At 74.3% G+C, this 26,249-nt stretch carries 23 protein-coding genes and 1 riboswitch; of the genes, 10 read left to right on the forward strand and 13 right to left on the reverse strand.

Annotation, left to right across the window (positions count from 1 at the left end; genetic code table 11):
- The 4 genes from QFZ64_RS09645 to rsmH form a co-directional block, all read right to left on the reverse strand.
- The gene (locus QFZ64_RS09645) at positions 1 to 1,521 is read right to left on the reverse strand and encodes a UDP-N-acetylmuramoyl-L-alanyl-D-glutamate--2,6-diaminopimelate ligase (protein ID WP_307071632.1); all 1,521 of its coding nucleotides are present in this window, start codon (positions 1,519 to 1,521) and stop codon (positions 1 to 3) included.
- 287 nt (positions 1,522 to 1,808) lie between these two features.
- Positions 1,809 to 3,794 carry a penicillin-binding protein 2 gene (locus QFZ64_RS09650; protein WP_307064396.1) on the reverse strand — a complete coding sequence of 662 codons (1,986 nt, stop codon included), beginning with the start codon at positions 3,792 to 3,794 and terminating at the stop codon, positions 1,809 to 1,811.
- Positions 3,791 to 4,375: a septum formation initiator family protein gene (locus QFZ64_RS09655; RefSeq protein ID WP_307064398.1), complete on the reverse strand. Its 585-nt coding sequence runs from the start codon at positions 4,373 to 4,375 to the stop codon at positions 3,791 to 3,793. Before QFZ64_RS09655 ends, QFZ64_RS09650 begins: the two co-directional genes overlap by 4 nt.
- 45 nt (positions 4,376 to 4,420) lie before the next feature.
- Entirely contained in the window at positions 4,421 to 5,440 is a 1,020-nt protein-coding gene (rsmH, locus tag QFZ64_RS09660; RefSeq protein ID WP_307064400.1) for a 16S rRNA (cytosine(1402)-N(4))-methyltransferase RsmH, read from the reverse strand.
- Between the two features lie 436 nt (positions 5,441 to 5,876).
- Between rsmH and QFZ64_RS09665 the strand changes: the two genes are divergently transcribed.
- The 4 genes from QFZ64_RS09665 to QFZ64_RS09680 all read left to right on the forward strand — a co-directional run bounded on the left by QFZ64_RS09665 (position 5,877) and on the right by QFZ64_RS09680 (position 11,382).
- Positions 5,877 to 6,437, forward strand: a complete 561-nt coding sequence (locus QFZ64_RS09665) for a carbonic anhydrase (protein WP_307064402.1) — start codon at positions 5,877 to 5,879, stop codon at positions 6,435 to 6,437.
- Between the two features lie 168 nt (positions 6,438 to 6,605).
- A complete protein-coding gene (locus tag QFZ64_RS09670) occupies positions 6,606 to 7,646 on the forward strand; it encodes a MoxR family ATPase (RefSeq protein WP_307064404.1) in 1,041 nt (346 codons plus the stop codon).
- Positions 7,646 to 9,010: a DUF58 domain-containing protein gene (locus QFZ64_RS09675; protein ID WP_307064406.1), complete on the forward strand. Its 1,365-nt coding sequence runs from the start codon at positions 7,646 to 7,648 to the stop codon at positions 9,008 to 9,010. The genes QFZ64_RS09670 and QFZ64_RS09675 overlap by 1 nt, the downstream gene beginning before the upstream one ends.
- The gene (locus QFZ64_RS09680; RefSeq protein WP_307064408.1) at positions 9,007 to 11,382 is read left to right on the forward strand and encodes a DUF3488 and transglutaminase-like domain-containing protein; all 2,376 of its coding nucleotides are present in this window, start codon (positions 9,007 to 9,009) and stop codon (positions 11,380 to 11,382) included. Before QFZ64_RS09675 ends, QFZ64_RS09680 begins: the two co-directional genes overlap by 4 nt.
- Positions 11,383 to 11,521: 139 nt before the next feature.
- Here the strand turns inward: QFZ64_RS09680 and QFZ64_RS09685 are convergent, their stop codons facing one another.
- The 3 genes from QFZ64_RS09685 to QFZ64_RS09695 form a co-directional block, all read right to left on the reverse strand.
- A complete protein-coding gene (locus tag QFZ64_RS09685) occupies positions 11,522 to 11,908 on the reverse strand; it encodes a DUF3040 domain-containing protein (RefSeq protein ID WP_307064410.1) in 387 nt (128 codons plus the stop codon).
- A 274-nt stretch (positions 11,909 to 12,182) separates the two neighbouring features.
- On the reverse strand, positions 12,183 to 13,028 hold the full coding sequence (locus QFZ64_RS09690; protein WP_307064412.1) for a methyltransferase: 846 nt from the start codon (positions 13,026 to 13,028) through the stop codon (positions 12,183 to 12,185).
- Between the two features lie 172 nt (positions 13,029 to 13,200).
- Entirely contained in the window at positions 13,201 to 13,803 is a 603-nt protein-coding gene (locus QFZ64_RS09695; RefSeq protein ID WP_307064413.1) for an SAV_6107 family HEPN domain-containing protein, read from the reverse strand.
- Positions 13,804 to 13,963: 160 nt separating this feature from the next.
- Here QFZ64_RS09695 and QFZ64_RS09700 point away from each other — a divergent pair, with 160 nt between their 5' ends.
- Positions 13,964 to 14,596, forward strand: a complete 633-nt coding sequence (locus QFZ64_RS09700) for a TetR/AcrR family transcriptional regulator (RefSeq protein WP_307064415.1) — start codon at positions 13,964 to 13,966, stop codon at positions 14,594 to 14,596.
- A 300-nt stretch (positions 14,597 to 14,896) separates the two neighbouring features.
- Complete coding sequence (locus tag QFZ64_RS09705; protein ID WP_307064417.1) at positions 14,897 to 16,426, forward strand: NAD(P)/FAD-dependent oxidoreductase; 1,530 nt, start codon at positions 14,897 to 14,899, stop codon at positions 16,424 to 16,426.
- 153 nt (positions 16,427 to 16,579) lie between these two features.
- Here QFZ64_RS09705 and QFZ64_RS09710 read toward each other — a convergent pair whose 3' ends face one another.
- The 6 genes from QFZ64_RS09710 to QFZ64_RS09735 form a co-directional block, all read right to left on the reverse strand.
- A complete protein-coding gene (locus tag QFZ64_RS09710; protein WP_307064419.1) occupies positions 16,580 to 17,500 on the reverse strand; it encodes a hypothetical protein in 921 nt (306 codons plus the stop codon).
- Between the two features lie 56 nt (positions 17,501 to 17,556).
- A complete protein-coding gene (metF, locus tag QFZ64_RS09715; RefSeq protein ID WP_307064421.1) occupies positions 17,557 to 18,480 on the reverse strand; it encodes a methylenetetrahydrofolate reductase [NAD(P)H] in 924 nt (307 codons plus the stop codon).
- Positions 18,481 to 18,644: 164 nt separating this feature from the next.
- The gene (thiE, locus tag QFZ64_RS09720) at positions 18,645 to 19,295 is read right to left on the reverse strand and encodes a thiamine phosphate synthase (protein WP_307064423.1); all 651 of its coding nucleotides are present in this window, start codon (positions 19,293 to 19,295) and stop codon (positions 18,645 to 18,647) included.
- Between the two features lie 122 nt (positions 19,296 to 19,417).
- Positions 19,418 to 19,783, reverse strand: a complete 366-nt coding sequence (locus QFZ64_RS09725; protein ID WP_307064425.1) for an Rv2175c family DNA-binding protein — start codon at positions 19,781 to 19,783, stop codon at positions 19,418 to 19,420.
- Positions 19,784 to 19,896: 113 nt separating this feature from the next.
- Positions 19,897 to 21,075: an NAD(P)/FAD-dependent oxidoreductase gene (locus QFZ64_RS09730; RefSeq protein WP_373430731.1), complete on the reverse strand. Its 1,179-nt coding sequence runs from the start codon at positions 21,073 to 21,075 to the stop codon at positions 19,897 to 19,899.
- A 200-nt stretch (positions 21,076 to 21,275) separates the two neighbouring features.
- Positions 21,276 to 21,617 carry a hypothetical protein gene (locus QFZ64_RS09735; RefSeq protein ID WP_307064430.1) on the reverse strand — a complete coding sequence of 114 codons (342 nt, stop codon included), beginning with the start codon at positions 21,615 to 21,617 and terminating at the stop codon, positions 21,276 to 21,278.
- 52 nt (positions 21,618 to 21,669) lie between these two features.
- Positions 21,670 to 21,780: riboswitch (TPP riboswitch) on the forward strand.
- On the opposite strand from QFZ64_RS09735, the gene thiO reads away from it, so the two are divergent.
- The 4 genes from thiO to pknB all read left to right on the forward strand — a co-directional run bounded on the left by thiO (position 21,778) and on the right by pknB (position 26,237).
- A complete protein-coding gene (thiO, locus tag QFZ64_RS09740) occupies positions 21,778 to 23,010 on the forward strand; it encodes a glycine oxidase ThiO (protein WP_307064432.1) in 1,233 nt (410 codons plus the stop codon). (Overlaps the previous riboswitch by 3 nt.)
- A complete protein-coding gene (thiS, locus tag QFZ64_RS09745) occupies positions 23,007 to 23,222 on the forward strand; it encodes a sulfur carrier protein ThiS (RefSeq protein WP_307064435.1) in 216 nt (71 codons plus the stop codon). The genes thiO and thiS overlap by 4 nt, the downstream gene beginning before the upstream one ends.
- Positions 23,223 to 23,224: 2 nt before the next feature.
- The gene (locus tag QFZ64_RS09750; protein WP_307064437.1) at positions 23,225 to 24,019 is read left to right on the forward strand and encodes a thiazole synthase; all 795 of its coding nucleotides are present in this window, start codon (positions 23,225 to 23,227) and stop codon (positions 24,017 to 24,019) included.
- A gap of 241 nt (positions 24,020 to 24,260) precedes the next feature.
- Positions 24,261 to 26,237 (forward strand): Stk1 family PASTA domain-containing Ser/Thr kinase, encoded by a 1,977-nt coding sequence (gene pknB, locus QFZ64_RS09755; protein WP_307064439.1) that lies wholly within the window; start codon positions 24,261 to 24,263, stop codon positions 26,235 to 26,237.
- Positions 26,238 to 26,249: the final 12 nt, after the last annotated feature.

Consider the following 26,249-nt stretch of genomic DNA (forward strand, 5'->3'; position numbering starts at 1 on the left):
TCATCCCTGGGTCTGCTGGATAGCTTCGCGGAGCACCTGGCGGTCGTCGAAGGGACGCACCACCCCGGCGATGTCCTGGCCCTGCTCGTGGCCCTTGCCGGCGACCAGCACGGTGTCGCCGGGGTGCGCCCGGGCGACGACGGCGGTGATCGCGGCGGCCCGGTCCTCGAAGACCTGCACCTCGCCCCGCTCGTGCGCGGGCACCGAGGCGGCGCCCTGGAGCATGGCGGCGAGGATGGCGAGGGGGTCCTCGGAGCGGGGGTTGTCGGAGGTGAGGACGGCCGTGTCGGCGAGCCGGGCCGCGGCCGCGCCCATCGGGCCGCGTTTGGTCATGTCCCGGTCGCCGCCGCAGCCGAGGACGATGTGCAGCCGCCCCTTGGTGACCTTGCGCAGCGCCTTGAGGACCGACTCGACGGCGTCCGTCTTGTGCGCGTAGTCGACGACGGCGAGGTAGGACTGTCCGGCGTCGACGCGCTCCAGGCGGCCGGGTACACCGGGCACGGCGGCGACGCCGTCGGCGGCCCGCTGCGGGTCGAGCCCGGCGGCGGCCAGCGCGACGATCGCGGCGAGGGTGTTGGCCACGTTGAACGGGCCGGCCAGCGGCGAGCGGGCGGTGAGCCGGACGCCGTCCGGGCCGTGCACGGTGAACGTGGAGTCCAGCGGGCCGACATGGACGTCCTCGGCGCGCCAGTCGGCGTCCGGGTGGCCCTCGGCGGAGTACGTCACCACGGGCACCGTGGCCTGCTCGGCGAGCCTGCGGCCGTACTCGTCGTCGGTGTTGACCACACCGAGCCGGCTGCGGGCCGGGGTGAAGAGCTGCGCCTTGGCCTGGAAGTAGTCCTCCATCCCGGAGTGGAACTCCATGTGCTCCGGGCTGAGGTTGGTGAACACGGCGACGTCGAAGACGCAGCCGTCGACCCGGCCGAGGACCAGCGCGTGGCTGGAGACCTCCATGGCGACCGCCTCGACGCCGCGCTCCCGCATGACCGCGAACAGGGCCTGGAGGTCCGTGGCCTCGGGGGTGGTGCGCTCGGACTTGATGCGCTCGTCGCCGATGCGCGTCTCGACCGTGCCGATCAGTCCGGTGGACCTCGCCGTGCGCAGCCCGCCCTCGACGAGGTAGGCGGTGGTGGTCTTGCCGGAGGTGCCGGTGATGCCGATCTGCAGCAGGTCGCGGCCCGGCCGGCCGTAGATCGTCGCCGCCAGCTCACCCATCCGGGCGCGCGGGTCCGGGGCGACGAGCACCGGCAGTCCGGTGGCGGCGGCGCGTTCGGCGCCACTCGGGTCGGTCAGCACGGCGGCTGCGCCCAGGCCGGCCGCCTGGGTGACGAAGTCGGCGCCGTGCAGGCGGGCGCCGGGCAGGGCGGCGTACAGGTCCCCGGGGCGGACGGCGCGCGAGTCGTGGGTGATGCCCGTGACCTCGGCGGCGGCCTCCGGGGCGGCGGCACCCAGTTGACCGGCCAGTTCCGCGAGGGGTGTGGCGGACACGTGCTCCGGTCGGGGCGGCCCGGGATAGGTCACGGATGCGCCCTTCTGGGTGGTTTGGGAGTGATCGGCGTGTGGCACGGCGGTGAGCGTACCGGGCGCCCCGGGCCCGGGGCGAAGCGGAGTGCGGGGCGTTCCTTGGTTCCCGGAGCCGGGAGTGATCGTCGTCACGGGCAGGTTCCTGATCGGTCTTGCGGGGTGTACGGCGGGGGTCCGCGTACGGCGGTCTGCGAGGGTCCCGGCGCGGCCGTCGGGCGGTCGCGGCCGGGCCCTTCACCGGGTGGGGACCACGGTGGGGATCACTGTGGGACTCATGGCGGGGATCACGGCTTGAAGTCGACGGGCAGGTTGGCGGGGGCCGCGCCGGTGGGCGGGACCTGGAGGGTCTTCAGGGCGAACTCCATCACCTGCTTGTAGATCGGCCCGCAGATCTGGCCGCCGAAGTAGCTGCCCTCGGTGGCGTTCTGGATCGCGCAGTAGACGGTGATCCGGGGCTTGTCCGCGGGGGCGAAACCGGCGAAGGACGAGGTGTAGCCGTGGTACCTGCCGGTGGCCGGATCCACGCGGTTGGCCGTACCCGTCTTCCCCGCCACCCGGTACCCCGGAATGCGCGCCTTGAGTCCGGTGCCCTGCTCGTCGTCGACCACCGACTCCAGCATCCGGGCGAGGGCCTTCGCGGTCTTCGTGCTCACCACCCGGCTGCGTTCCGGCCGGTCGGCGGGCGTGAACTGCCCGTCGGCGCCCTTCGTGCCGCGGACGAGGGTGGGTTCGACGCGGACGCCGCCGTTGGCGATGGTGGAGTAGATGGACGCCGCCTGGACGGCGTTGAGGGAGAAACCCTGGCCGAAAGGGATCGTGTACTGCTGCGAGGTGGACCACTTGTCGGCGGGCGCGAGGATGCCCCTGGTCTCGCCGGGCAGGTCGAGCCCGGTGGCCCTGCCGATGCCGAACTTGCGCAGGTACGAGTAGAGGACCTGGTTGGCCTGCGGCTGGGTCTTGCCGAGCTGGCCGGTGGCCAGGATGGTGCCGATGTTGCTGGACTTGGCGAGCACGCCGTTGAGCGTCAGGTACCAGGTGTCGTGGTCGACGTCGTCCGAGAACAGCCGGTCGCCGCGGTGCAGCCGGTTGGGCACGACGACATGGGTGGTCGGGGTGGCCGCGTTCTCCTCCAGGACCGCCGCCATCGACATCACCTTGGCGGTGGAGCCGGGTTCGTAGACGTCCTGGACGGCCGCGTTGCCCAGGGCCGCCGGGTCGGCGTGGGAGAGGTCGCCGGGGTCGAAGCCGGGGGCGTCGGCCATGGCGAGGATCTGTCCGCTGCGGGTGTCCTGGACGATCACGTAGCCGCGGTCGGCCTTGGACTTCTTCACCTGCTCGCTGATGGCGTTCTGGGCCGCGAACTGGATGTCGCGGTCGATGGTGAGCTCGACGTCGCTGCCGGGCACGGCGGGCGTCTCGGTGGAGCTCGCGGTGGGCACCAGACGGCCGCCGGACTGGGTGTAGCGGATCTTGCCGTCCTTGCCGGAGAGCCGCTTGTCCAGCATCTGTTCGATGCCGCCGCCGCCCTCGCCCGCGGCATTGACCCAGCCCAGTATCCCGGCGGCGAGGTCGCCGCCCGGGTAGACCCGCTTGCTGCTGGGGTCGTGCAGGACGCCGGCCAGGACGTCGACGACACCGCTGTCGGACTGCGCCTTCTGCGCGAGCGTGGCCCGCAGGTCCTGGATCTGCTTCCACACCTCGGGGGTCTGCCGGGGGGCGAGGAGCACGTACCGGGTGTTCCTGCGCAGCTTCTTGGCGAGGGTCGCCTGGTCCTGGTCCAGGATCGGGGCGAGCAGGGCGGCGGCCTGCTCGGGGCCGTCGTCGATCCCCAGCTGTTCCCGGGTGAACAACTTCGGGTCGGCCGTGATGTCACTGGCGTCCACGCTGGTGGCGAGCGTGACGCCGTCGCGGTCGGTGATCCGGCCGCGTTCGGCGGCCAGTACGTGGGCGACGTAGCGGTTCACGTCCGCCTTGGCGGTGTACGTGGCCGAGTCGACGGCCTGCACCTGGAGCAGCCGTACGACGAAGACGGAGAGCACCAGGGCGAGCGCGACGCCGACCATGCGCAGCCGGGGCCGGGGTCCGGTGAGCCGGATGGTGCGCGGCATGGCGCGGGAGGAGGGGACCGGGCGGCGCACGGGGCGGGCCCCGGGTCCGGGCCGCCGGGGGCCGCCGGAGCGCTCGGGCCGGACCGGCCGGGCGGGCCGGGCGGGGCCGGGCACACGGCGGCGCGGCGGCTGCCTGCCGGGGTCGTCTACCACTTCCGTCACCTGCCGGGGGTCGTCGCGGGCATTGCGGGGGCGGCGGGGCCGGGGGTGGCACCGACCGCGGAGGCGGTGCTCCGCGGGGCGGTGCCGGCCGGGGTGCCGGGGGCGCTCGGGGGCTGGGCGGCGGTCGGGGCGGCGCCCGGGTCCGCGCTCGCGCCGGTGCTCTCGTCGGCCCTGGCGCCGGTGCCGTCGAAGGCGGACTGTTCGAGGGTCTCGGTGGACGCGGCCGGCGAGGGGTCGCCCTCGACCGTGCCGTCGGGACCGAGGAAGGCGGGCGTGCCGCCGGGGACCATGCCGAGTGCGCGGGCGCGGCGCTGGAGCGCGTCGGGGGCCGAGTAGGCGTCCACGTCGCGCTGGAGCGCCTGTTCCTCGTCGGTGAGGTTCTTGGTCCCCTGCTGGAGGTCGTCGAGTCTGAACGACCCCGCGCTGAGGGCGGAGTTGAGCACCAGCAGGCTGATCAGACCGCCGCCGAGCAGCACCACCACCAACAGGACGAAGGGGGTGCGGGCGGCCCGTCCCCGTGCCGCCGGGAACAGTCGGGCGAGCCGCGCGGCCCGCCCCTTGAGGTGCGGTTTCCTACTCACGTCCCCTCCCGGTCCGGGTCGGTCCGGTGTGCCGCCCACCGTGCCTCACTCGGCGTCCTCCCGGATGCGCAGGGCTCCGCGCAGCCGGGCCGGGGCGGCCCGGCGGTTCTCGGCGATCTCCTCCTCGGTGGGAAGTTCGGCACCGCGGGTCAGCAGCTTGAGCCGGGGCTGGTAGCGCTCGGGGACGACGGGCAGCCCGGGCGGCGCGGTGGTGGCGGCACCGGCCGCGAACACCTGTTTGACGAGCCGGTCCTCCAGCGAGTGGTACGCCAGCACGGCGATCCGGCCGCCGACGTCGAGCGCCCTCACCGCCGCGGGGATCGCGCGCTCCAGGACCGCGAGTTCACCGTTGACCTCGATGCGCAGCGCCTGGAAGGTGCGCTTGGCGGGGTTGCCGCCGGTGCGCTTGGCGGCCTGCGGGAGCGCGTCGCGGATCAGCTCCACCAGGCGGGCGCTGGTGGTGAACGGCTCCTTCTCGCGCTCGCGCACGACGGCGGACACGATCCGCTTGGCCTGCTTCTCCTCGCCGTACGCCCGCAGGATGCGCACCAGTTCGCCGGGCGGGTAGGTGTTGAGCACCTCGGCGGCACTCATCCCGGCCGACTGGTCCATGCGCATGTCGAGCGGCGCGTCCTGGGCGTAGGCGAACCCCCGCCCGGCCTCGTCGAGCTGCATGGAGGAGACCCCGAGGTCGAACAGCACGCCCTGCACGCGGGCCAGGCCCAGCCGGTCGAGGACGTCGGGGAGTTCGTCGTAGACCGCGTGCACCAGGGTGGCGCGGTCGCCGTACGGGGCGAGCCGCTCGGCGGACAGCCGCAGCGCCTCCTTGTCGCGGTCCAGGGCCACGAGGCGGGCCTCGGGGAAGCGGGCGAGCAGGGCCTCGCTGTGGCCGCCGAGACCGAGAGTGCAGTCCACGACGACGGCACCGGGCCGCTCCAGCGCCGGGGCCAGCAGGTCCAGGCAGCGGTGGAGCATGACCGGGATGTGCCGGCCGGGGGCCGGCCGGTGAGCGCCGTCGCCCGGCTGTCCGTGTGCCTGCGGCTCCTGCGCCTCGCGCGCTTCCATGCCGGGCCCTTCCGAGTCGGGCGCGCCGCGCCCGCACCGCCGGGTCCCCGCCGGCCCGCCGGGGAAGGGGGGAACCGGCCGGCGCCGGAAGCGTCGGCCGGCCGGGGCGGGCGGAGGCCGGGCCGTAACGTACGCGCCGCGCACGCGGGAAGGCTCCGGACCGGGCCGGAACCTCCCGTGGTGAATGATGAGCTGGGGCGCGGCGAGGACGTCTCGTCTGCCGCTTCGCGTCACTTTAGTCCACGGTGTGTCGCCGTCAATCAACCGGCCTGCGCGTCGCGGCGGGACCGCGCGGGAAACCCTGGAGGGTCCGGAACCACCGGTACGACGAGGGGTTCGCCGTGCGTGTGGGGTAGCTCACAGGACATCACGATGACACCTTTTGTCCGCTTCGCACGGCAGGACGGGACCGCCCACGACCAGTAACGTCATGAGTATGACGACTTCCGCATCCTCTTCCGCCGGGCCGCAGAGCTCCGCCGCCGAATCCGTCATCGACAACCTCGTCGACGCCAACGAGCGGTACGCCGAGGCCTTCGCCGATCCCGGCATGGATGCCCGCCCGGTGCGGCAGGTGGCCGTGGTGGCGTGCATGGACGCCCGCCTCGACCTGCACCAGGCGCTCGGTCTGCGGCTCGGCGACTGTCACACCATCCGCAACGCGGGCGGCGTGGTCACGGACGACGTGATCCGGTCGCTGACCATCAGCCAGCGGGCGCTCGGCACGCGCAGCGTGGTGCTCATCCACCACACCGGCTGCGGCATGGAGACGGTCACCGAGGACTTCCGGCACGACCTGGAGATGGAGGTCGGCCAGCGCCCCTCCTGGGCCGTCGAGGCGTTCCGCGATGTCGACCAGGACGTGCGGCAGTCGATGCAGCGGGTGCGCACCTCGCCGTTCCTTCTCCACACCGACGACGTGCGCGGCTTCGTCTTCGACGTGCGGACCGGCCGGCTGCGCGAGATCCAGCCGACGGCCAAAGCCGCGCAAGCATGACAAAACGCTGTCAGTTGTCCACAGGCGAGTGACACGAACCGGTAACGGCAACAACAATGCGGGTGTGATGCCACGCGGATTCCCTCCGCGCGGCATCCGTGCATCGGGGTGGGCCGGTCCGCGTCATGACGCGTCGGCCCATGGAAAGTACGGGCCGAGGAGGGCCGGGTGACGACCTATGACGATCGAGCGAGCCTCACTGATCTGACTGCCACCGTGGAGCGCGTCCGCAGCGCGGTGGAAGGGGTGATCGAGGGCAAGCCCGAGGTCGTACGGCTTTCGCTGACCGTGTTGCTCGCCGAGGGGCATCTCCTCATCGAGGACGTGCCCGGAGTGGGCAAGACGATGCTCGCCAAGGCGCTGGCACGGTCCATCGACTGTTCGGTGCGGCGCATCCAGTTCACGCCCGACCTGCTGCCCTCGGACATCACGGGTGTGTCCATCTGGGACCAGCAGCGCCGGGACTTCGAGTTCAAACCGGGAGCGGTCTTCGCGCAGATCGTGATCGGCGACGAGATCAACCGCGCCTCGCCCAAGACCCAGTCCGCGCTGCTGGAGTCGATGGAGGAGCGCCAGGTCACCATCGACGGGCACACCTACGAACTCCCCCACCCCTTCATGGTGGTGGCGACGCAGAACCCGGTCGAGATGGAGGGCACCTACCCCCTCCCGGAGGCGCAGCGCGACCGGTTCATGGCCCGCGTCTCGGTGGGCTACCCGAGCATCGAGGCCGAGCTGCGGATGCTGGACGTGCACGGCGGGATCTCCCCGCTGGAGGATCTCCAGCCGGTGGCGCACGCGCACGAGATCGGCAAGCTGATCGAGGCCGTGCGGGGGGTCCACGTGGCCGAGCCGGTACGGCGGTACGCGGTGGAGCTGGTCGCCGCCACCCGCATCCATCCCGACCTCAGACTCGGCGCCTCGCCGCGCGCCACCCTGCACCTGCTGCGCGCGGCGAAGGCGTCCGCCGCCCTGAGCGGCCGGGAGTACGCGCTCCCCGACGACGTGCAGGCGCTCGCCGTCGCGGTCCTCGCCCACCGGCTGCTGCCCACCGCCCAGGCCCAGCTCAACCGCCGCACCGCGGAGCAGGTCGTGGAGGACATCCTGCAGAGCACCGCCGTGCCCGCCGCCGCTCCCCCGCGGGTCCCGGACCTCACCCTGGGCCGCGGGGCGCCCGCGTACGGCCAGCAGCCGCCGCGGAGGCTGTGATGCCGCCGGGAGCGCCGGGGTCCGCGGCCGGGGAAGAGCGGGGCGGGCTGCGCACGGCGCTCGCCGGGCTCACCACCCGCGGGCGGTCCTTCCTGGCCGCCGGGGTCGCGGCCGCCGTCTGCGCCTACGTCCTCGGCCAGGGCGAGCTGCTCCGCGTCGGGCTGCTGCTCGCCGTGCTGCCGCTGATCTGCGCCACCGTGCTGTACCGCACCCGCTACCGGGTGGCGGGCAGCCGCCGGCTCTCCCCCGGGCGCGTGCCCGCGGGCAGCGAGGCCCGGGTCCATCTGCGGATGGACAACGTCTCGCGGCTGCCGACGGGGATGCTGATGCTCCAGGACCGGGTGCCCTACGTGCTCGGGCCCCGGCCCCGGTTCGTGCTGGACCGGGTGGAGGCGGGCGGCCGGCGCGAGGTCTCCTACCGGGTCCGCTCCGATCTGCGCGGCCGCTATCCGCTGGGCCCGCTCCAGCTCCGGCTCACCGATCCGTTCGGCATGTGCGAACTGACCCGGTCCTTCTCCACCTTCGACACCCTGACCGTCGTACCGCGCGTGGAGCCGCTGCCGCCGGTGCGCCTGGGCGGCGAGGCCACCGGGTACGGCGACGGGCGGCAGCGCTCGCTGGCCCTGGCCGGCGACGACGACGTCATCCCGCGCGGCTACCGGCACGGCGACGACCTCCGCCGGGTGCACTGGCGTTCGACGGCACGGTACGGCGAGCTGATGGTGCGCCGCGAGGAACAGCCGCAGCGCGCCCGCTGCACGGTGCTCCTCGACACCCGGGGCGGCGCCTACGAGGGCGCCGGGCCGGACTCCGCCTTCGAGTGGGCGGTGGCGGGCGCCGCGTCCGTACTGGTGCACATGCTGGAACGGGGCTACTCGGTGCGGCTGCTGACCGACACCGGCAGCTCCGTGCCCGGCGAGGGCTCCGACGGGTTCGCGGGCGCGAGCCAGGAGTCGGCGGACGCGGCCGGGCTGATGATGGACACCCTCGCGGTCGTCGACCACTCCGACGGCACCGGTCTGTCGGGCGCGCACGACGTGCTGCGGGGCGGGAACGAGGGACTGCTCGTGGCGTTCTTCGGCGAACTCAACGAGGAACAGGCGGCGATGGCCGCGAGGATGAGCCGGCGTAGCGGCGCCGTCGCCTTCGTGCTGGACCCCGCGGGCTGGCTGCGGGAGGCGACCGACGTGCCCGCCGCCGGACGGGGGGACGGCGACCGGGCGCTGCGGCTGCTGCGCGAGTCGGGCTGGACGGCGGTGCCGGTGGGACGCGGCGCCGCCCTGGACGCGGTGTGGCGCGAGGCCGACCGGCAGCGGACCGGGACGGGCGCGCTGAGCGGCGGCTTCACAGGAGGACGGGCATGAGCGGGCGGGCCCGACTGGCGCTGTGCGCGGCGGCGGCGACACTGATGGCGTCGTGCGCGCTGCTGCCCCTGGTGTCCCCGGCGACCTGGTACTTCCAGGCGGTGTTCCTGGTGCTGGTGCAGACCGGGGTGGGCGCGGTGACCCGGCGGGTGCCGCTGGCCAGGACGCTGACCCTGGCCTGTCAGGCCCTCGTCACCCTGCTGCTGCTGACGCTGTTCTGCGCCCGGAGTTACGCCATCGCCGGGTTCGTGCCCGGCCCCCAGGCCTTCCGGTACTTCGCCGAGCTGCTGGACAGCGGCTCGGACCAGGTCGCCCAGTACGCCATCCCGGCGCCGCTCACCCCCGGCATCCGGCTGATGCTGGTCGGCGGTGTGGCGCTGATCGGCCTCGCGGTGGACGCGCTCGCGGTCACCTTCCGCAGCGCGGCCCCGGCCGGACTGCCGCTGCTGGCCCTGTATTCGGTGGCCGCGGGCCTGGCCGACGGCGGCGCCGCCTGGCTGTGGTTCCTGCTGGCGTCGGCCGGCTATCTGATGCTGCTGCTCGCCGAGGGCCGCGACCGGCTCTCGCAGTGGGGTCGCGTCTTCGGCGGCTCCGGCGGCGCCCAGGCCCGGGGCGACAGCGGCACGACGGCGCCCGTGCGCACCGGCCGGCGCATCGGGGCGCTCGCCCTGGGGGTCGCCGTCGTCGTGCCGCTCGCGCTGCCCACACTGGACGGCGGGCTGCTGGACGCCGCCGGCGCGGGCGTGGGCCAGGGCACGGGCGGCGGCACGATCTCGGCGGTCAACCCCCTGGTGTCGCTGCGCGACAGCCTGAACACGGACGACGACCGCCAGGTGCTGTCGTACCGCACCAGCACCGAGGACACGCAGGACATGTATCTGCGGATCGTGGCGCTGGACGACTTCGACGGCACCACCTGGAGACCGGCCCAGCGGCACATCGAGGACGTGCCCGGCACCTTCCCCGACCCGGCGGGGCTCGCCCGGGACGTCCGGCGCGACGAGATCCGCACGCGGATAGCGGCGGCGGACACCTATGCCCAGGACTGGCTGCCGATGCCGTATCCGGCGAGCGGTGTCGACGTCGACGGCAAGTGGCGGTACGAGCCGGTGGGCCGCACGCTCGTCGGCGACCACGGGCAGACCACCAAGGGCGCGCGCTACACAGTGCGCAGCCTGGTCGTGCAGCCGACCGCACGCCAGCTGGCCACGGCGCCCGCGCCGTCGGCGGAGTTGGAGCGGGAGTTCACCAAGGTGCCCGCCTCGCTGCCGGACGTGGTGGCCGAGAAGGCCGCGGAAGTGACCAAGGGCGCGCACAACCACTACGAGCAGGCGGTGAAGCTCCAGGACTGGTTCGCCCTCAACGGTGGCTTCACCTACGACACCCAGGTGGAGGTCGGCAGCGGCTCCGGGGCGATCGCCCGCTTCCTGCGGGACAAGCGCGGCTTCTGCGTCCACTTCTCCTTCGCGATGGCGTCGATGGCGCGGACGCTGGGCATTCCGGCCCGGGTCGCGGTCGGCTTCACCCCGGGGACGGCGCAGGCCGACGGGTCGATGTCGGTGGGCCTGCGGGACGCGCACGCGTGGCCGGAACTGTACTTCGAGGGTGTCGGCTGGACCCGCTTCGAGCCGACCCCGAACCGGGGGACGACTCCGGAGTACACGCGGACCCGGACGCCGACGGGCGAGGAGTCGAAGGCCCCGGAGGCGACGGAGTCGGCCTCCGCGACCGCGTCGGCCGAACCGTCCGCGGACGAGAGCTGCTCGCCCGACCAGAAGCGGCTGCAGGCCTGCCCGACCGAATCGGCCCTGGCGGGCGCCGCCTCGCACGACGACGGGCCGCCGTGGTGGCAGATCGCCGGCCTCGCCGCCCTGGTGCTGCTGGTGCTGGTCGTGCCGCTGCTGCCGATGCTGTGGCGGCAGAGACGGCGGGCGGCGCGGCTCGGCGGGCACGGGCGCGGCGAGCACGAGACGGCCGGGCACGCCCTGGCGGTGTGGCAGGAGGTCATGGACTCCGCCTGGGACCTCGGCATCGTGCCGGACGACTCGCTGACCCCGCGCAGGACGGCGGAGCGGATCGTGCGGCTCGGGGGGCTCGGCGGCGGGGCGGCGGAGGCGATGCACCGGCTGGCCTCGGCGGTGGAGGCGGTGCTGTACGCGCCGCGGCCGCGACCGGTCGCGGGGGTGGCGCGGGACGCGCGGGTCGTTCTGGGTGCCCTGCGGGCGGCGGTGGGTGGCGGAGCTCGCCTGCGGGCAGCGGTGGCGCCGCGGTCGGTGCGGCGGGTGATGTGGGCGGTGGCGGAGCGGTGGGCGGGTCTGCGGGCCGCGGTGCGTGCCCGTGTCCCGTCCGTGCCCCGGCGGGCACAGGGCTGAGGGGGGCGGGTCGGGAGGTTTCATCGCCCCCGCCGCCCCTGCCCTTCCCGTCCCCGGGGGCTCCGCCCCCGGGCCCCGAAGGATCGCGCACGCCCCCGCCGCCCCCGAAAGGGGCGGCGGGGGCGAGGAAAACTGTGGGCTACTGGCCCTGTTCGTCTCGGCGGCGCTGCCAGCGTTGTTCGATGCGGTCCATCATGGAGCGTCGCTGTCTGCTCGGCCGGGCCGCCGGCGGCCCGGCCGCCTGTTCGCCCGGTTTGGGAGCCTTACGCCAGCCCGTCACAGCGAGCACCGCACAGCCCAGCATGACCAGGAACCCGACCACACTGACCCAGATCTGCTGTGCGACCATTCCGGCCATGAGGAGCGCGATACCTACGAGGAAGCCCGCCACCGCCTGGTAGACCCGTCGCCGGGTGTACGTACGCAGCGCGCTTCCCTCAAGCGCTGTCGCGAACTTGGGATCTTCGGCGTACAGCGCTCGCTCCATCTGCTCGAGCATTCGCTGCTCGTGCTCCGAGAGCGGCACGGAGTCCTCCTCATCGTGCAGTCGCCGGGGCGACCGGGGGTCCCCTTCAGGATAGGCAGGGAATCGCCCCCGTGAAACCCGCCCCTCTGCGCCAATCGACCGACCGGAATCCGCCATGGCCGTCCGGCTCACTGAGGCTTCCATTCCCCAGCGGCCGCTCCGTCATGCCGGGCGGTCTCCTTCGATCATACGGCGCCGGGCACCCGTTCGGGGGGCCTGTGGCGTACTCCATCCGCCGCCGCGCCCCTGATCAGCGCGGCGGCGCGGGACCCGCTCAGGCCCCGTCCGCCCCTCGCGTTCCACCGGAAGCCGTCTCGCCCGGACCAGTCTCACCGGGACCCGTGTCGCCGGGACCCGTCTCGCCGGGACCCGTCTCGCCGAGAACGTGGAGCTGGGTGGCCACGGCGTGGAAGGCAGTGTGCTCGGCCGCTGCGGCCTCCAGCGCGAGCAGCGCCTCCAGGGCCCCGGGCTCGGTGTCCACCAGCACCCCGGGGACGAGATCGGCGAAGACGCGCACGCCGTGCACGGCGGCCACCCGCAGCCCCGCGTCCTCGACGAGCGCGGTGAGCTGTCCGGCGGTGAAACGGTGCGGCACGGGGTCGGCGTCCCCCCATCGGCCGTTCGGGTCGTCGAGGGCCTGGCGGGCCTCCTTGAAGTGCCCGGCGAGGGCGCGCGCGAGCACGGCACCGCCGAGGCCGGCGGCGAGCAGGCTGAGCACGCCGCCGGGGCGCAGCGCGGCCACCGCGTTGCGCACGCCCTCCCCGGGATCGTCCACGTATTCCAGGACCCCGTGGCACAGCACGGCGTCGTGTCCGCCGCGCTCGATCACGTCGAACAGGCCGTGGGCGTCGCCCTGCACGCCCCGCACCCGGTCGGCGACGCCCGCCTCGGCCGCCCGGCGCTCCAGGGCGAACAGCGCGTTGGGGCTGGGGTCGACGACGGTGACGCGGTGGCCGAGCCGGGCGACGGGCACGGCGAAGTTGCCACTGCCGCCCCCGGTGTCGAGCACGTCGAGCACGTCCCGGCCCGTGACCTTGACCCGGCGGTCGAGGGCGTCCTGGAGGACCTCCCAGACCACGGCGGTACGGAGGGAGGCGCGGGGGCGCATCGGGTCCGACACGGCAGTTGACTCCTCGGCGCGGCACCGCCGGGGGTACGGCGGAGCGTGTTGGGCTGCCCTCCGGCCCCCGTGTCACCGGGCTCGCCGGCCGTCATCGGGGCGGAAGGCTTCAGGCGCCTTCCACCCTATTGCCTCCGGCGACGTCCGAAGAGTCCCGTCCGCCCGCGCCCGCTCACCCCGCGTGCGGCACCTCCCGGTCCGCACGGTCGCCGCGATCTCCACGGCCTTCGCGACCTCCACGGCCTTCGCGGTCCGTCCGGCCCGTTTCGCCCCGGGGAGCGGGCAGCGCGGGCTGCAGCACCAGCATCCGTTCCACCAGCCGGACGAACATGGCCACGTCGCGTATCAGATCGTCCGCGTCGCGGTGGCCGGCCGCTCCCCGGATGCCGGCCTCGGCCCGCGCGCGCCGCTCCGCCCCGGAGGCGAACAGCGCGCTCCACTCGTCGAGTTCGGGCGCTATCTCGGGCAGCACCTCCCAGGCGCTGCGTATCCGGGCGCGGCGCCTGGGCGTCCGCTCCGGGCGGCCGCGGGCGGCCAGCACCGCGGCGGCGGTGCGCAGGGCGGCCAGGTGGGCCGCGGCGTACCGCTCGTTCGGCGTCTCCAGCATGGCCGCCTCGTCGAGACCGGCGCGGGCCTGGGCGAGCAGGTCGAGCGCGGCGGGTGGAGCCGTGGTCCGGCGGAGCACCGGGTGCACGTCGCTCGCCGGGCCTGTCAGTGAGGGGGCAGGGCCGGTCGCGCGGCGCCGCCGGGCGGCGCCCGCGTCGTGGTGGGCCATGACGAACCTCCTGTCGTCTTCTCCACGGCACTGTGTCCGTATGCCCCCATAGTGAGGTATGGCACTGACAATCCGTTCTGACCTGCACCTTTGCCTCGCTCACACGTTCGGGAAGAGATGCGGGCGGGAGTTTCGCAAGGTTGCTGTGAGAATCGGGGGCATGGTCGAAACCAGCAGCGTCACGCCGGGCGTCACGAGCCGCCGTGAGGCCACCCGCCAGAAGCTCTACGAGGCGGCCGTCACCCTCATCGCGGAACAGGGGTTCTCCGCCACCACGGTGGACGAGATCGCCGAGCGCGCCGGCGTGGCCAAGGGCACGGTGTACTACAACTTCGCGAGCAAGTCGGTGCTCTTCGAGGAGCTGCTGCGGCACGGTGTGGGGCTGCTGACCGCCTCCCTGCGGGAGGCGGCCGAGCGCACCGGCCGCGAGGGTGGCCGCACGGTGGACGCCCTGGACGCGATGATCCGCGCGGGGCTGGGGTTCATCGCCCGCTACCCGGCCTTCACCCAGCTCTACGTGGCCGAACTGTGGCGCACCAACAGGGCCTGGCAGTCGACCCTGATGGTGGTGCGGCAGCAGGTCGTCGCGGTCATCGAGGACGTGCTGCGGGCGGGGGTGGCGCGGGGGGAGCTGAGCGGTGAGATCGACGTGTCGCTGACGGCGGCGGCCCTGGTCGGCATGGTGCTGGTGGCGGCGCTCGACTGGCAGTCCTTCCAGCCGGAGCGCTCGCTGGACGACGTCCACGCGGCACTGTCCCGGCTGTTGCAGGGCCGGGTGAGCGGCCGCGGATGACGCGCGGCGCGCGGGGACGCCGGTCCCGGCCGGCCGCGTCCCCCGCGGGCCGGCCCGGACCGGCGCTTCCTCGTCCCCCTGGCCCGGCCGGGGGCGGGCTCCGTTCCGCCGCCCCGTGTCGGCGGTGCCGGAGCCGTGCCCCTCCTCCGTGCGTCCACTCTTCCGTCCGCGCACGTCGGAGGCCATCCGCGCGGGTACTCAATCCCGCGTCTGGGTACGCATGCTCAGTGCCCCGTACCCGCCCCCGGGGCCGGTGGCCCCCGGGACGGATTGCCGGTGGCGGCCGATACAGTCCCTGACATGGCACGGATTGCGGTGATCGGCGCCGGCATGGGCGCGATGGCGGCGGCCGCCCGGCTGGCCGTCGCGGGCCACCGGGTGACGGTGTACGAGCGCACGGACACGTACGGCGGAGCGGTGCGCCGTTTCACCCGCGAGGGCTTCTCCTTCGACACCGGGCCGGGGCTGCTGCCGCTGCCTGCGGTCTGGCGCGATCTGTTCGTCAAGACCGGCAAGGAGCCGCTGGAGTCGTGCGTCGAGCTGACGCAGGTCGATCCCGCCGCCCGGCACGTGTTCGCGGACGGCACGGAGGTCTCGCTGCCCAACGCCTCGCGGGCGGGCGTCGTGGCGGCACTGGACGCGGCGCTCGGCGACGGGGCGGGGACGCGGTGGGGCGACTTCCTGGTGCGCGCCCGGGAGGCCTGGGACCGTACACGGCGCCCGCTGCTGGAGGAGCCGCTGTGGGCCGACTGGCGGGTGCTGGGCGAGCGGGAGCCGTATCCGGCGGTGCCGCGCCGACGTCGCTTGCGCACCCGTACGGCCGCCACGCTCGCCGAGGTCGGCGAGCTGGAACTGACCGATCCCCGGCTGGCCGCGCTGTTGGAGAGCCACGCCCTGGCCTGGGGGCTCGATCCCCGGACGACTCCGGCGAGCGCGGCGGTGCTGCCGTACATGGAGCACGCGTTCGGCCTGTGGTACGTGCGCGGCGGCCTGCGGGAGCTGGCCCGCGCGGTCTACGAGCGGTGTCTGGCCCGCCGGGTGGAGTTCGTCTTCGGCGCGGAGGTCACCGGGGTGGTGGAGAAGGACGGCCGGGCGGCGGGCGTGGAGCTCGGTGACGGCACGGTGGCCGAGGCGGAGCACGTGGTGGCCGGTGTCGATCCGGTGCGGCTGGCCGGGCTGGCGGGGCGTCCGCCGTGGGGGGACGGCGAGGTGGGGGCCGATCCCGCGGCCGCCGGGGCGGCGGGGGCCGGTCGGTTCACCGTGCTCCTCGCGCTGCGGGAGGCGCGGGAGTCGGCGGCGGCGCACCGCACGGTGGTGCACTCCCCGGACCGCGTGGCCGAACTGGACTTCCTCGCCGGGCGTCCGTCGGCGGCGGAGGCACGGCCCACGGTGACGGTGCTGCGGCCGGACGACGCCGCGCTGCGGCCGGACGACGGGCACGAGGCGGTGGTGGTGTCCGCGGCCGTGCCGGTGGCGGGCGGGGGGTGTGACTGGGCGTCGGCGGAGGTGCGGGAGCGGTTCGCGGAGCGCCTGCTGGAGGCGGCGGAGGCGGCCGTGCCGGGGGTGCGGGAGCGGGTGCTGTGGCGGGAGGTGCGGACGCCGGTGGAGACGGCGGCGGAGACGGGGATGACGTCGGGGGCGGTGCCGTGGCCGGCGTTCGCGGCGGGGGGTGGCCGCTTTTTGCGGCCCTCCAACGTGACGGGGGCGTCGGGGTTGTTCGCGGTGGGGGGGTGGGCTCAGCCGGGTGGGGGGTTGCCGCATGCGGGGATGTCCGGGGCGTTGGTCGCGGGGCTGATCGTGGAGGGGCCTGGGTTCGGGGGGTCGCGGTAGTCGGGCTCGCCCGGGTTCTTCTCGCCCACGCGGCGGAAGCCGCACCTCGACACAGCCCCGCGCCCCTGACGGCAGAACGGTCGGTGTTCGCGCCCACGCGGCGGTAGCCGCATGTCGACACAGCCCCGCGCCCCTGACGGGGCACGGGTCCCGTCAGTAGCGGTACTGGTCGCCGTAGCCCTGGCCGTTGGTGTTGTTCTGGTAGGGGTAGGACTGTTCGGGGGGCAGTTCGCCGCCGTAGCCGTCCTCGGTGTCGCGCTGCTGGGGGACCCAGACGCCTCCGGGCGGGGTCTCCCCGTAGCCGCCCTGGTTCCCGGCGGCGTACTGGTCCTGTTCCTGGCCGTACCCCTGCTGGCCGTACTGCTGCTGCTCGCCGTATCCGGCGCCGGCGTCGTAGTCGCCGCCCTCCGGGTACGCCGACGCGCCGATGTACGGGTCGGAGTAGGCCGCGTACTGCTGCTGCCCGGTGTCGTAGGCGTAGCCCTGCTGGTCGTAGGAGTAGCCGTCGTACCCGTAGCCCTGTTGCTGCTGGGCGGCGGCCGCGTTCGCGGCGGCGTACGCCGCGTCCGTGTAGACGCCGTAGGTGCCGGTCTCGTCGGGCAGCGGCTGCGGCTCGTACACCGCGGTCGACTCGGCGGCGCTCTCCGCGCCCACGGGCCGGGTGGGGGTGAAGACGTCGTCGCGGTCGTCGTCGAAGGACTCGGCCTGCTGGTACGTTCCGGCGGCGATGTCCTCCGCCTCCGGCCCGGACTCGGCGGGGTGCGGCTCGGGCCGGGCGTTCTCGCCCCGGCGCCGCTTGCTGCCGCCCGGCTCCCGCTTGGGGTTTCCGACGGCCCAGCCCGCCGCGAAGCCGCGGCGGAACGACAGCGTGACGTACGTCTGCCCGACGGCGAACGCCGCGGCACCCAGTCCGATCACGAGGACGGACGGGACCAGCACCCCGAGGACGACGAGGAGGAAGCCGCCGAAGGCGAGCAGCCGCCAGCGCAGCCGCGCCTTGTACTGCAGCAGCACCTCGCCCAGCAGCCACAGCGCGACGATGCCGAACGCGATGTAGAGGACCGTCCAGCCCATGTACGCCCCTCTCCCGGTGGTCGCTACGCAGTGTGTCGTACGACGATGCGACCGGTCTAGGTCTGCCGTGTGTGGTGCAGGCCCAGGTTCTCGTGAATTTCCAGTGTCGCGGTGGAGTTGTTCAGCGTGATGAAGTGCAGTCCGGGGACTCCCTCGGCGAGCAGCCTCGCGCAGAACTCCGTGGCGAAGTCGATGCCAATGGAGCGTACAGCGGCCGGATCGTCCTGTGCCGCGAGGATGCGTTCTTTCAACTCCCTTGGGAACACGGCGTTGCTGAGCTGTGGCAATCGCTCCAGCATCTTCACACTCGTCACCGGCATGACCTCCGGGATGACCGGGGTCGCGCAGTGTGCCGCGGCGACCCGGTCGCGCAGCCGCAGGTACGCCTCCGGCTCGAAGAACATCTGCGTGATCGCGTAGTCGGCACCGGCCCGGCACTTGTCGACGAAGTGGGCCACGTCGGTGTCCCAGTCGGTGGAGCGCGGGTGCATCTCCGGGAACGCGGCGACGCCGACGCAGAAGTCGCCCGACTCCTTGATGAGCCGGACCAGTTCGGCGGCGTAGGTCAGGCCCTCCGGGTGCGCCACCCACTCGGCCATCGGGTCGCCGGGCGGGTCGCCGCGCACGGCGAGCATGTTGCGGATCCCGGCGTCGGCGTACTGGCCGATGATGTTGCGCAGCTCGGCCACCGAGTGGTTGACCGCGGTGAGGTGGGCGACCGGGGTGAGCGTGGTGTCGGCGGCGATCTGCTCGGTCGCCCGCACCGTGCCCGAGCGGGTGGAGCCGCCCGCGCCGTAGGTGACGGAGACGAAGTCCGGAGCGACCGCCTCCACCCTGCGCAGCGCGTTCCACAGGTTGCGCTCGCCCTTCTCCGTCTTGGGTGCCCAGAACTCGAAGGAGCAGACCGTCTTGCCGGTGGCGAGCATGTCGCGCACGGTGCGGGCGCGGTCAGTCCTGGTGGATGCGGTGCCAAGGGCCATACCGGCAGGTTAGCCAGCTGCGTGCGGTCCCCCAACCGGACGGCCGATGTTTGTCGGATTTTGTCGGGTGTTTGCGGGCCACCTGTCCACCCCTCGGACAACCGGTGCCGGGCCCGGCGCCGGCGGGGCGGACGTCGGCGGGTCCGGCGTCACCGCGTGCGTCGTCACCGAACCCCGCGCAGCCGTCGCGCGAACTCGGCCGCGGCCGCTCCGGGGTCCTCGGCCTCGGTGAGGGCGCGGACGACGACGACCCGGCGGGCGCCGGCCTCGATCACCTCGTCGAGGTTGCCGAGGTCGATGCCGCCGATCGCGAACCAGGGCCGGTCGGTGCCGAGGGCGGCCGTGTGCCGGACGAGGTCCGGTCCGGGGGCCGGACGGCCGGGCTTCGTGGGGGTGGGCCAGCAGGGGCCGGTGCAGAAGTAGTCCACACCGTCCTGGACCGCGGCGGCCTCGGCCTCGGCCGGCGAGTGCGTGGAGCGGCCGACGAGGACGCCGTCGCCGAGGATCGCGCGGGCGGCGGGCACCGGGAGGTCGCCCTGGCCCAGGTGCAGCACGTCGGCGCCGGCGGCGTGGGCGACGTCCGCGCGGTCGTTCACCGCGAGCAGGCGCCCGTGGCGGGCGCAGGCCTCGGCGAAGACCTCCAGGTGTGCCAGTTCCTCGGCCGCCTCCATGCCCTTGTCGCGCAGCTGCACGATGTCGACGCCGGCGGCGAGCACCGCGTCGAGGAACTCGGGGAGGTCGCCCTGGCGCCGCCGGGCGTCCGTGCACAGATAGAGCAGGGCGTCGTCGAGGCGGGCGCGGGCGGTGTCGGGCACGGTGGGGCTCCCCCGGTGGTTCTCGGTGGTGTGCGGGCCGCCCGTCCGACGGGCGGCCAGGTCGGCGGCGTACGGGCCGTCCGTGGCGGGCGGCCCGTACGCCGGAGGTTACGTCCCCCGCGTCAGACGGCGAGCGCCTGGGCCCGGCGCTTCACCTCCGTGCCGCGGTTCTCGGCGAGCGCCTGCGCGGGGGTGCCGGGCAGGCTCGGGTCCGCCGTGAAGAGCCACTCCAGCATCTCCTCGTCCGTGAAGCCGTCGTCCCGCAGGAGCGTCAGGGTGCCGGACAGGCCCTTGACGACCTTGTCCCCGTCGATGAAGGCGGCGGGGACGTGCAGTGCGCGGTTCTCACCCCGGCGTACGGCGATGAGCTGGCCCTCCTTGACCAGCTGGCGGACGCGGGTCACCTCCACGCCGAGCTGCTCGGCGATGTCGGGGAGGGTGAGCCAGGCGGGGACGAGAGCATCGATCTTTGCGTCAATCTCGGTCACGGGACCAAGCGTGCCATTGCCGACTGACAGTCGGAAGTGGGACCGGCCACTCGTGCGACGCGGCGCCGCAGTGGTCGGGGCCCGGGTGCGCCGGCCGGGGCGAGGAGAAGGCCCTACGCCATCGCCGTCTTCAGCGGGCGCGTCGGGTCGGGGAGGAGCTCCGGGTCCATCCGCGCGCCCGCCTCGATCAGCCGGCGGCCCTGCGCCAGGTCCCGCGGCCGGCCGACCGCGAGCAGTGCCACCAGCCGCCCGTCCCGGAGCCAGCACACCGACCAGGCCGCCTCCGCCGGGTCCCCCCGCCACACCATGGTGTCGGCACCCGCGTGGTGCCCCGCGTACTGCACGAACCGCCCGAACTGCTCCGACCAGAAGTACGGCACCGGGTCGTAGGGGGCCGCGTCGTACGGGGCCGCCGCCTCCCCGACGATGTGCGCGGCCACCGTCCGGGGTCCCTGCAGCGCGTTGTCCCAGTGGTGCACGAGCAGCCGCTCCCCGTACCGCGCCGACGGGAAGGACGCGCAGTCGCCGACCGCGTACACGTCGGGCACGGAGGCGCGCAGGTGGTCGTCGGCGAGCACCTCGCCGTGCGCGCCGAGCGCGATCCCGGACCCCGCGAGCCAGCCCGTGGCGGGCCGGGCGCCGATGCCGACGACGACCGCCCCGGCCGGCAGCCGCACGCCGTCGTCGAGGACGACCGCGCCGGGCTCGACGCGGGCCACGCGGGCGTGCGTGCGCAGGACGGCGCCGCTCTCGGCGTACCAGTGGGCCATCGGCGCGGCGACCTCGGCCGGCAGTGCCTCGGCGAGCGGCCGGCCGGCGGCCTCCACGACGGTCACCTCGCACCCCGCCTCGCGCGCGGCCGTGGCGAACTCGGCGCCGATCCAGCCGGCGCCGACGACCACGAGGTCGTGCCCGCCCGCGAGCACCGGGCGCAGCCGTTCGGCGTCGTCCAGGGTGCGCAGCAGGTGCACCCCGGGCACGCCCTCGGTGCCCGGCAGCAGGACCGGCTCGGCACCGGTGGCGAGGACGAGGACGTCGTAGGGCTCGGGGCCGTCGGCGGTGTCCAGCACGTGGTCGCCGGGGCGCACCCCGAGGACCTCGCGGCCGAGTCGGAGTGTGATGCCGAGGGCCTCGAAGTCGATGTCGAAGGCGGAGCCCTCCGCCTTGCCGAGCAGGACCGCCTTGGACAGCGGCGGCCGGTCGTAGGGCTGGTGCGGTTCCGCGCCGATCAGGGTCACGGGTCCGGTGAACCCCTGTTCGCGCAGGGCGACCGCGGTCTGCACGCCCGCCATCCCCGCGCCCACGATCACGGCCCGCCGCTCCGCCGGTCCCCGCGCCTGCTCGCTCACCTGTTCACCTCGAAGTCCACAGTGTCCACAGCGGTTGCCCGCCTTCGATGTCGCCATGCCGATGCCGTCATGCCGATGCCGTCATGCCGATGCCGTCATGCCGACGCCGTCTCTCGATAAGCGTTCCCGCCCGGGCACCCGCCTCAGCCGGGAATCTGCTCGACGACGCTCGTTCCGCTGCCCTCCTGGGACTCCCATTCCCAGCTCTCCTCCAGACGCACGCGCCCGTCGGGCAGCGCGACGACGCGGGAGAGGCAGTGCCCCGAGGAGGTGCTGCCGTCGTGCTTGAGCTGCACGTAGCGGAAGTCGAGCCGGTCGCCCGCGCGGGTGCCCACGAGGTGGCCGCGGACCACGTCGCCGCCCGCGTACTCGGCCCAGATCTCGCCGTCCTTCTCGTGGTACGAGAAACGGGTACGGGTACCCACCTGCCCCGGCGCCTGGTCGGCCACCGGGGCGAGGACGAGTCCGTCGAGCGAGGGCGTCATGGTGCGGGGCTCCCTGTGGGGGTCGGGGGGCGAAGGACTAGGGTGGCCACCGTAAAGCACCCGCGGGAGCCCGGGCGTACCGGGCTGAGAGGGAGGCTGCGGCCTCCGACCGTACGAACCTGATCCGGGTCATGCCGGCGAAGGGAGGAGCTGGACGCCCATGTCGCGTGCATCGCAAGGGCCGCAGAGGCTTTCGAACGGGGCGGCGGGCGGCGCGGGGCACAGCCCCGACGTCCTGGTCGTCGGCGGCGGGCTCATCGGACTGGTCACCGCCTGGCGGACCGCCGGACGCGGACTGTCCGTCACCGTGCTGGACCCCGAACCCGGCGGCGGAGCCGCTCAGGTGGCGGCCGGGATGCTGGCCGCCGTCACCGAACTGCACCACGGCGAGCAGACGTTGCTCGCGCTCAACCTGGAGTCCGCCCGCCGCTACCCCGACTTCGCCGCCGAGCTGACCGAGGTCACCGGCCACGACCTCGGCTACCGCCGCTGCGGCACGCTCGCCGTCGCGCTCGACGCCGACGACCGGGCCCACCTGCGCGACCTGCACGCCCTCCAGGGGCGTTCGGGCCTTGCCTCGGAATGGCTCAGCGGGCGGGAGTGCCGCCGGCTCGAACCGCTGCTCGCGCCGGGCGTGCGCGGCGGGCTGCGGGTCGACGGCGACCACCAGATCGACCCGCGCCGGCTGGCCGCGGCCCTCGTCGTGGCCTGCGAGCGGGCCGGGGTGGTGTTCCACCGGGCGTGCGCCGAGCGGCTCACGGTGGCCGGGGACCGGGCCACGGGCGTGGTCACCGGCGACGGCACCGCGTTCACCGCCGGGCAGGTGGTGCTCGCCGCGGGCAGCGCCAGCGGGCGGCTCGCGGGCGTGCCCGACGCCGTCCTGCCGCCGGTGCGGCCGGTGAAGGGGCAGGTGGTGCGACTGACCGTGCCGAAGCGGTACGCGCCCTTCCTGAGCCGTACGGTGCGGGCCGTGGTCCGCGGCAGCCACGTCTACCTGGTGCCGCGCGAGAACGGCGAGCTGGTCCTCGGCGCGACCAGCGAGGAGCTGGGCTGGGACACCACGGTGACCGCGGGCGGGGTGTACGAACTGCTGCGCGACGCGCACGAGCTCGTCCCCGGCATCACCGAGCTGCCGCTCACCGAGACCCGCGCCGGGCTGCGCCCCGGCTCCCCCGACAACGCGCCGCTGCTCGGCCCCACCGGCCTGGACGGGCTGCTGCTGGCCACCGGGCACTACCGCAACGGCGTCCTGCTCACCCCGGTCACCGGTGACGTCATGGCGGACGTCCTGACCACCGGGGTGCTGCCGGAGGAGGCCCGTCCCTTCAGTCCCCGGCGCTTCGGCGCCCGCACCCGGTCCCTCTCCCCCGCCCTCTCGGAGCAGCCGGCATGAGCCACGTGACCGTCACCGTCTCCGTCAACGGCGAGCCGCGCGAGGTGGCCGCCGGTACCCCCCTCGACGCCCTGGTGCGCACACTGACGACCGCTCCCTCCGGGGTCGCCGCCGCGCTCAACGAGACCGTCGTCCCGCGCGGCCAGTGGCAGGCCACGCCGCTCGCCGAGGGCGACCGCGTCGAGGTCCTCACCGCCGTCCAAGGAGGCTGACCATGGCCGACGATCCCTTCGTCCTCGGCGGTACGACGCTGTCGTCCCGTCTGATCATGGGCACCGGCGGGGCGCCCAGCCTCGACGTCCTGGAGCGCGCCCTGGTCGCCTCCGGGACCGAGCTGACGACGGTCGCGATGCGGCGCGTGGACCCCTCCGTACGGGGTTCGGTGCTCTCGGTGCTGGACCGGCTCGGCATCCGGGTGCTGCCGAACACGGCGGGGTGCTTCACCGCCGGGGAGGCCGTGCTCACCGCGCGGCTCGCGCGGGAGGCGCTCGGCACGGACGTGGTCAAGCTGGAGGTCGTCGCGGACGAGCGCACGCTGCTGCCGGACCCGGTGGAACTGCTCGACGCGGCGGAGACCCTCGTCGACGAGGGGTTCACCGTGCTGCCGTACACCAACGACGATCCGGTGCTGGCCCGGAAGCTGGAGGACGTGGGGTGCGCGGCGATCATGCCGCTGGGCTCGCCGATCGGGTCCGGGCTCGGCATCCGCAACCCGCACAACTTCCGGCTCATCGTGGAGCGGGCGCGCGTGCCGGTGATCCTCGACGCGGGGGCCGGGACGGCGTCCGACGTCGCGCTGGCGATGGAGCTGGGGTGTGCGGGGGTGATGCTGGCGTCGGCGGTGACGCGGGCGCAGGAGCCGGTGCTGATGGCCGAGGCGATGCGCCGTGCCGTGGAGGCGGGGCGGCTGGCCCGGCGGGCGGGGCGGATCCCCCGCCGGTTCTTCGCCGAGGCGTCGTCTCCGGCGGAGGGGCTGGCGGCGCTGGATCCGGAGCGGCCGGCGTTCTGAGCGGTGCGGCGCCCCGGGGGGCCGGCATCCCGGGAGGCCGGCCCCATTGCCCCGGGTGGGCGCCTCACGGCTCGGGGGTCCGGGCTCATCGGCGACCGCCGGTGCACCGTGGCTCGTCGCGCGGTTCCCCGCGCCCCCGGGACGGGGCGCGGCCCCGTCGCACGTCACAGGTGCGCTGCAGTCCCGTACCGGGTTTTCCGGGGGCGTGGGGGTTGTCGGTGGCGGCTCGTAGACTTCGGCCGTGGATACGACCCTTCAGGACCCGCTCGTCGGACAGGTGCTCGACGGCCGCTACCGCGTGGACGCGCGGATCGCCGCCGGCGGGATGGCCACGGTCTACCGGGCCCTGGACACCCGTCTCGACCGGGTGCTCGCGCTCAAGGTGATGCACCCGACGCTCGCCGCCGACGGCTCCTTCGTGGAGCGGTTCATCCGCGAGGCGAAGTCCGTGGCGCGCCTGGCCCACCCGAACGTGGTGCAGGTCTTCGACCAGGGCACCGACGGGTCGTACGTGTACCTGGCGATGGAGTACGTCGCCGGCTGCACCCTGCGTGACGTGCTGCGCGAGCGCGGTGCCCTGCACCCGCGCGCCGCGCTGGACATCCTGGAGCCCGTGCTGGCCGCGCTCGGGGCCGCGCACCGCGCCGGGTTCGTGCACCGGGACATGAAGCCGGAGAACGTCCTCATAGGGGACGACGGCCGGGTCAAGGTTGCCGACTTCGGCCTGGTCCGGGCCGTGGACACAGTGACCAGCACCACCGGCGCCGTCCTCGGCACGGTCTCCTACCTCGCCCCCGAACAGATAGAGCACGGCACGGCCGACCCCCGGGTCGACGTCTACGCGTGCGGGGTGCTGCTGCACGAGATGCTCACCGGCGCCAAGCCGCACCGCGGGGACACCCCCGCGCAGGTGCTCTACCGGCACCTCCACGAGGACGTGCCGCCGCCGTCGGCCGCCGTCCCCGGACTGGCGTACGAGCTGGACGAGCTGGTCGTCTCGGCCACCGCCCGCAACCCCGAACTGCGCCCGGTGGACGCGGCCGCGCTGCTCGGCGAGGTGCTCCGGGCGCGGTCCGTGCTCGGCCCCGCCCAGCTGGACGCGGTGCCGCCGGGGGCGCTGACCGCGGCGGACGGCGGGCACGACAACGCCGAGGACCGTACGAGTGTGATCCCGCGCGCGCTGACGGTGATGCGGCCGCTGCCGGTCAACGAGCCCGACGACGGTCCCGGCCGGGGCTTCGGCGGGGGCGGCTTCGACGGGGAGAACCGCACCAGCCGGCTGGAGAGTCCGCCGGTGCCGCCCGCGCCGGCCCGCGGCGGGAGCCCGCGGTCGCGCCGGGGGCTGATCGCGGTCGTGGCCGCCCTGCTCCTGGTGCTCGGGGTCGGCACGGGCGTCTGGTACATCAACTCGGGCCAGTTCACCAAGGTGCCGCCGGTGCTCTCCAAGACGGAGGCGCAGGCCAGGGACCAGCTCGACGGCGCCGGCCTCGATGTCGGGAAGGTCCGCCACGCGTACAGCGACACCGTCGCCAAGGGCAGGGTCATCAGCAGTGATCCGGCACCGGCGGAGCGGATCCGCAGTCACGACGCGGTGTCGCTCACCGTCTCGGACGGTCCCGAGACGGTGAAGGTGCCGGACCTGAAGGGGCAGAGCCTTCCGGACGCGCGGGCGCGGCTGCAGAAGGAGGGGCTGGCCGCGGGCATGGTGACCCGGGACTTCAGCGAGGACGTGCCCAAGGGACAGGTCGTCCGCACGGATCCCGCGGCGGGCACCGAGCGGCACGGGGGTTCCGCGATCGCGCTCACCGTCAGCCGGGGGCGTCCGGTGGAGGTGCCGGAGGTGGCGGGGTCGTCGCTGGAGGACGCGCGGGGCGAGCTGGAGAACGCCGGACTGAAGGTGAAGGTCGCCGAGGGGCGGGTGGCGTCCGAGTTCGACGCGGGGCAGGTGGCGGCGGTGTCGCCCGGCGAGGGGAAGCAGGTCGCCGAGGGCGACACCGTGACGGTGACGGTGTCCAAGGGGCGCAAGCGGGTGGAGGTGCCGGATGTCGTGGGCGACGACGCGGGGGACGCGCGGAAGGCGTTGGAGGCGGCAGGGTTCGAGGTGGACGAGGACCGGGGCTTCCTGGACCTGTTCGGCGGTGACACGGTGAAGAGCCAGTCGGTGGAGGGCGGCGACCGGGCTCCGTACGGTTCGAAGATCACCATCAAGCTCGGCTGACGGCCGGGGCGG

It is taken from the genome of Streptomyces sp. B3I8 (assembly GCF_030816915.1).
Taxonomy (GTDB): Bacteria; Actinomycetota; Actinomycetes; order Streptomycetales; family Streptomycetaceae; genus Streptomyces.

Bases quoted from the DNA above. Each gene is read 5' to 3' on its own strand.
- QFZ64_RS09735 (WP_307064430.1), bottom strand. From the start codon at position 21,617: ATGACGCCCTCGCTCGACGGACTCGTCCTCGCCCCGGTGGCCGACCAG.
- QFZ64_RS09665 (WP_307064402.1), top strand. From the start codon at position 5,877: ATGACGACTTCCGCATCCTCTTCCGCCGGGCCGCAGAGCTCCGCCGCC.
- QFZ64_RS09680 (WP_307064408.1), top strand. From the start codon at position 9,007: ATGAGCGGGCGGGCCCGACTGGCGCTGTGCGCGGCGGCGGCGACACTG.
- QFZ64_RS09710 (WP_307064419.1), bottom strand. From the start codon at position 17,500: ATGGGCTGGACGGTCCTCTACATCGCGTTCGGCATCGTCGCGCTGTGG.
- QFZ64_RS09730 (WP_373430731.1), bottom strand. From the start codon at position 21,075: ATGGCGGGCGTGCAGACCGCGGTCGCCCTGCGCGAACAGGGGTTCACC.
- thiS (WP_307064435.1), top strand. From the start codon at position 23,007: ATGAGCCACGTGACCGTCACCGTCTCCGTCAACGGCGAGCCGCGCGAG.
- QFZ64_RS09695 (WP_307064413.1), bottom strand. From the start codon at position 13,803: ATGGCCCACCACGACGCGGGCGCCGCCCGGCGGCGCCGCGCGACCGGC.
- QFZ64_RS09750 (WP_307064437.1), top strand. From the start codon at position 23,225: ATGGCCGACGATCCCTTCGTCCTCGGCGGTACGACGCTGTCGTCCCGT.
- metF (WP_307064421.1), bottom strand. From the start codon at position 18,480: ATGGCCCTTGGCACCGCATCCACCAGGACTGACCGCGCCCGCACCGTG.
- QFZ64_RS09675 (WP_307064406.1), top strand. From the start codon at position 7,646: ATGCCGCCGGGAGCGCCGGGGTCCGCGGCCGGGGAAGAGCGGGGCGGG.
- QFZ64_RS09705 (WP_307064417.1), top strand. From the start codon at position 14,897: ATGGCACGGATTGCGGTGATCGGCGCCGGCATGGGCGCGATGGCGGCG.
- rsmH (WP_307064400.1), bottom strand. From the start codon at position 5,440: ATGGAAGCGCGCGAGGCGCAGGAGCCGCAGGCACACGGACAGCCGGGC.
- thiO (WP_307064432.1), top strand. From the start codon at position 21,778: ATGTCGCGTGCATCGCAAGGGCCGCAGAGGCTTTCGAACGGGGCGGCG.
- QFZ64_RS09700 (WP_307064415.1), top strand. From the start codon at position 13,964: ATGGTCGAAACCAGCAGCGTCACGCCGGGCGTCACGAGCCGCCGTGAG.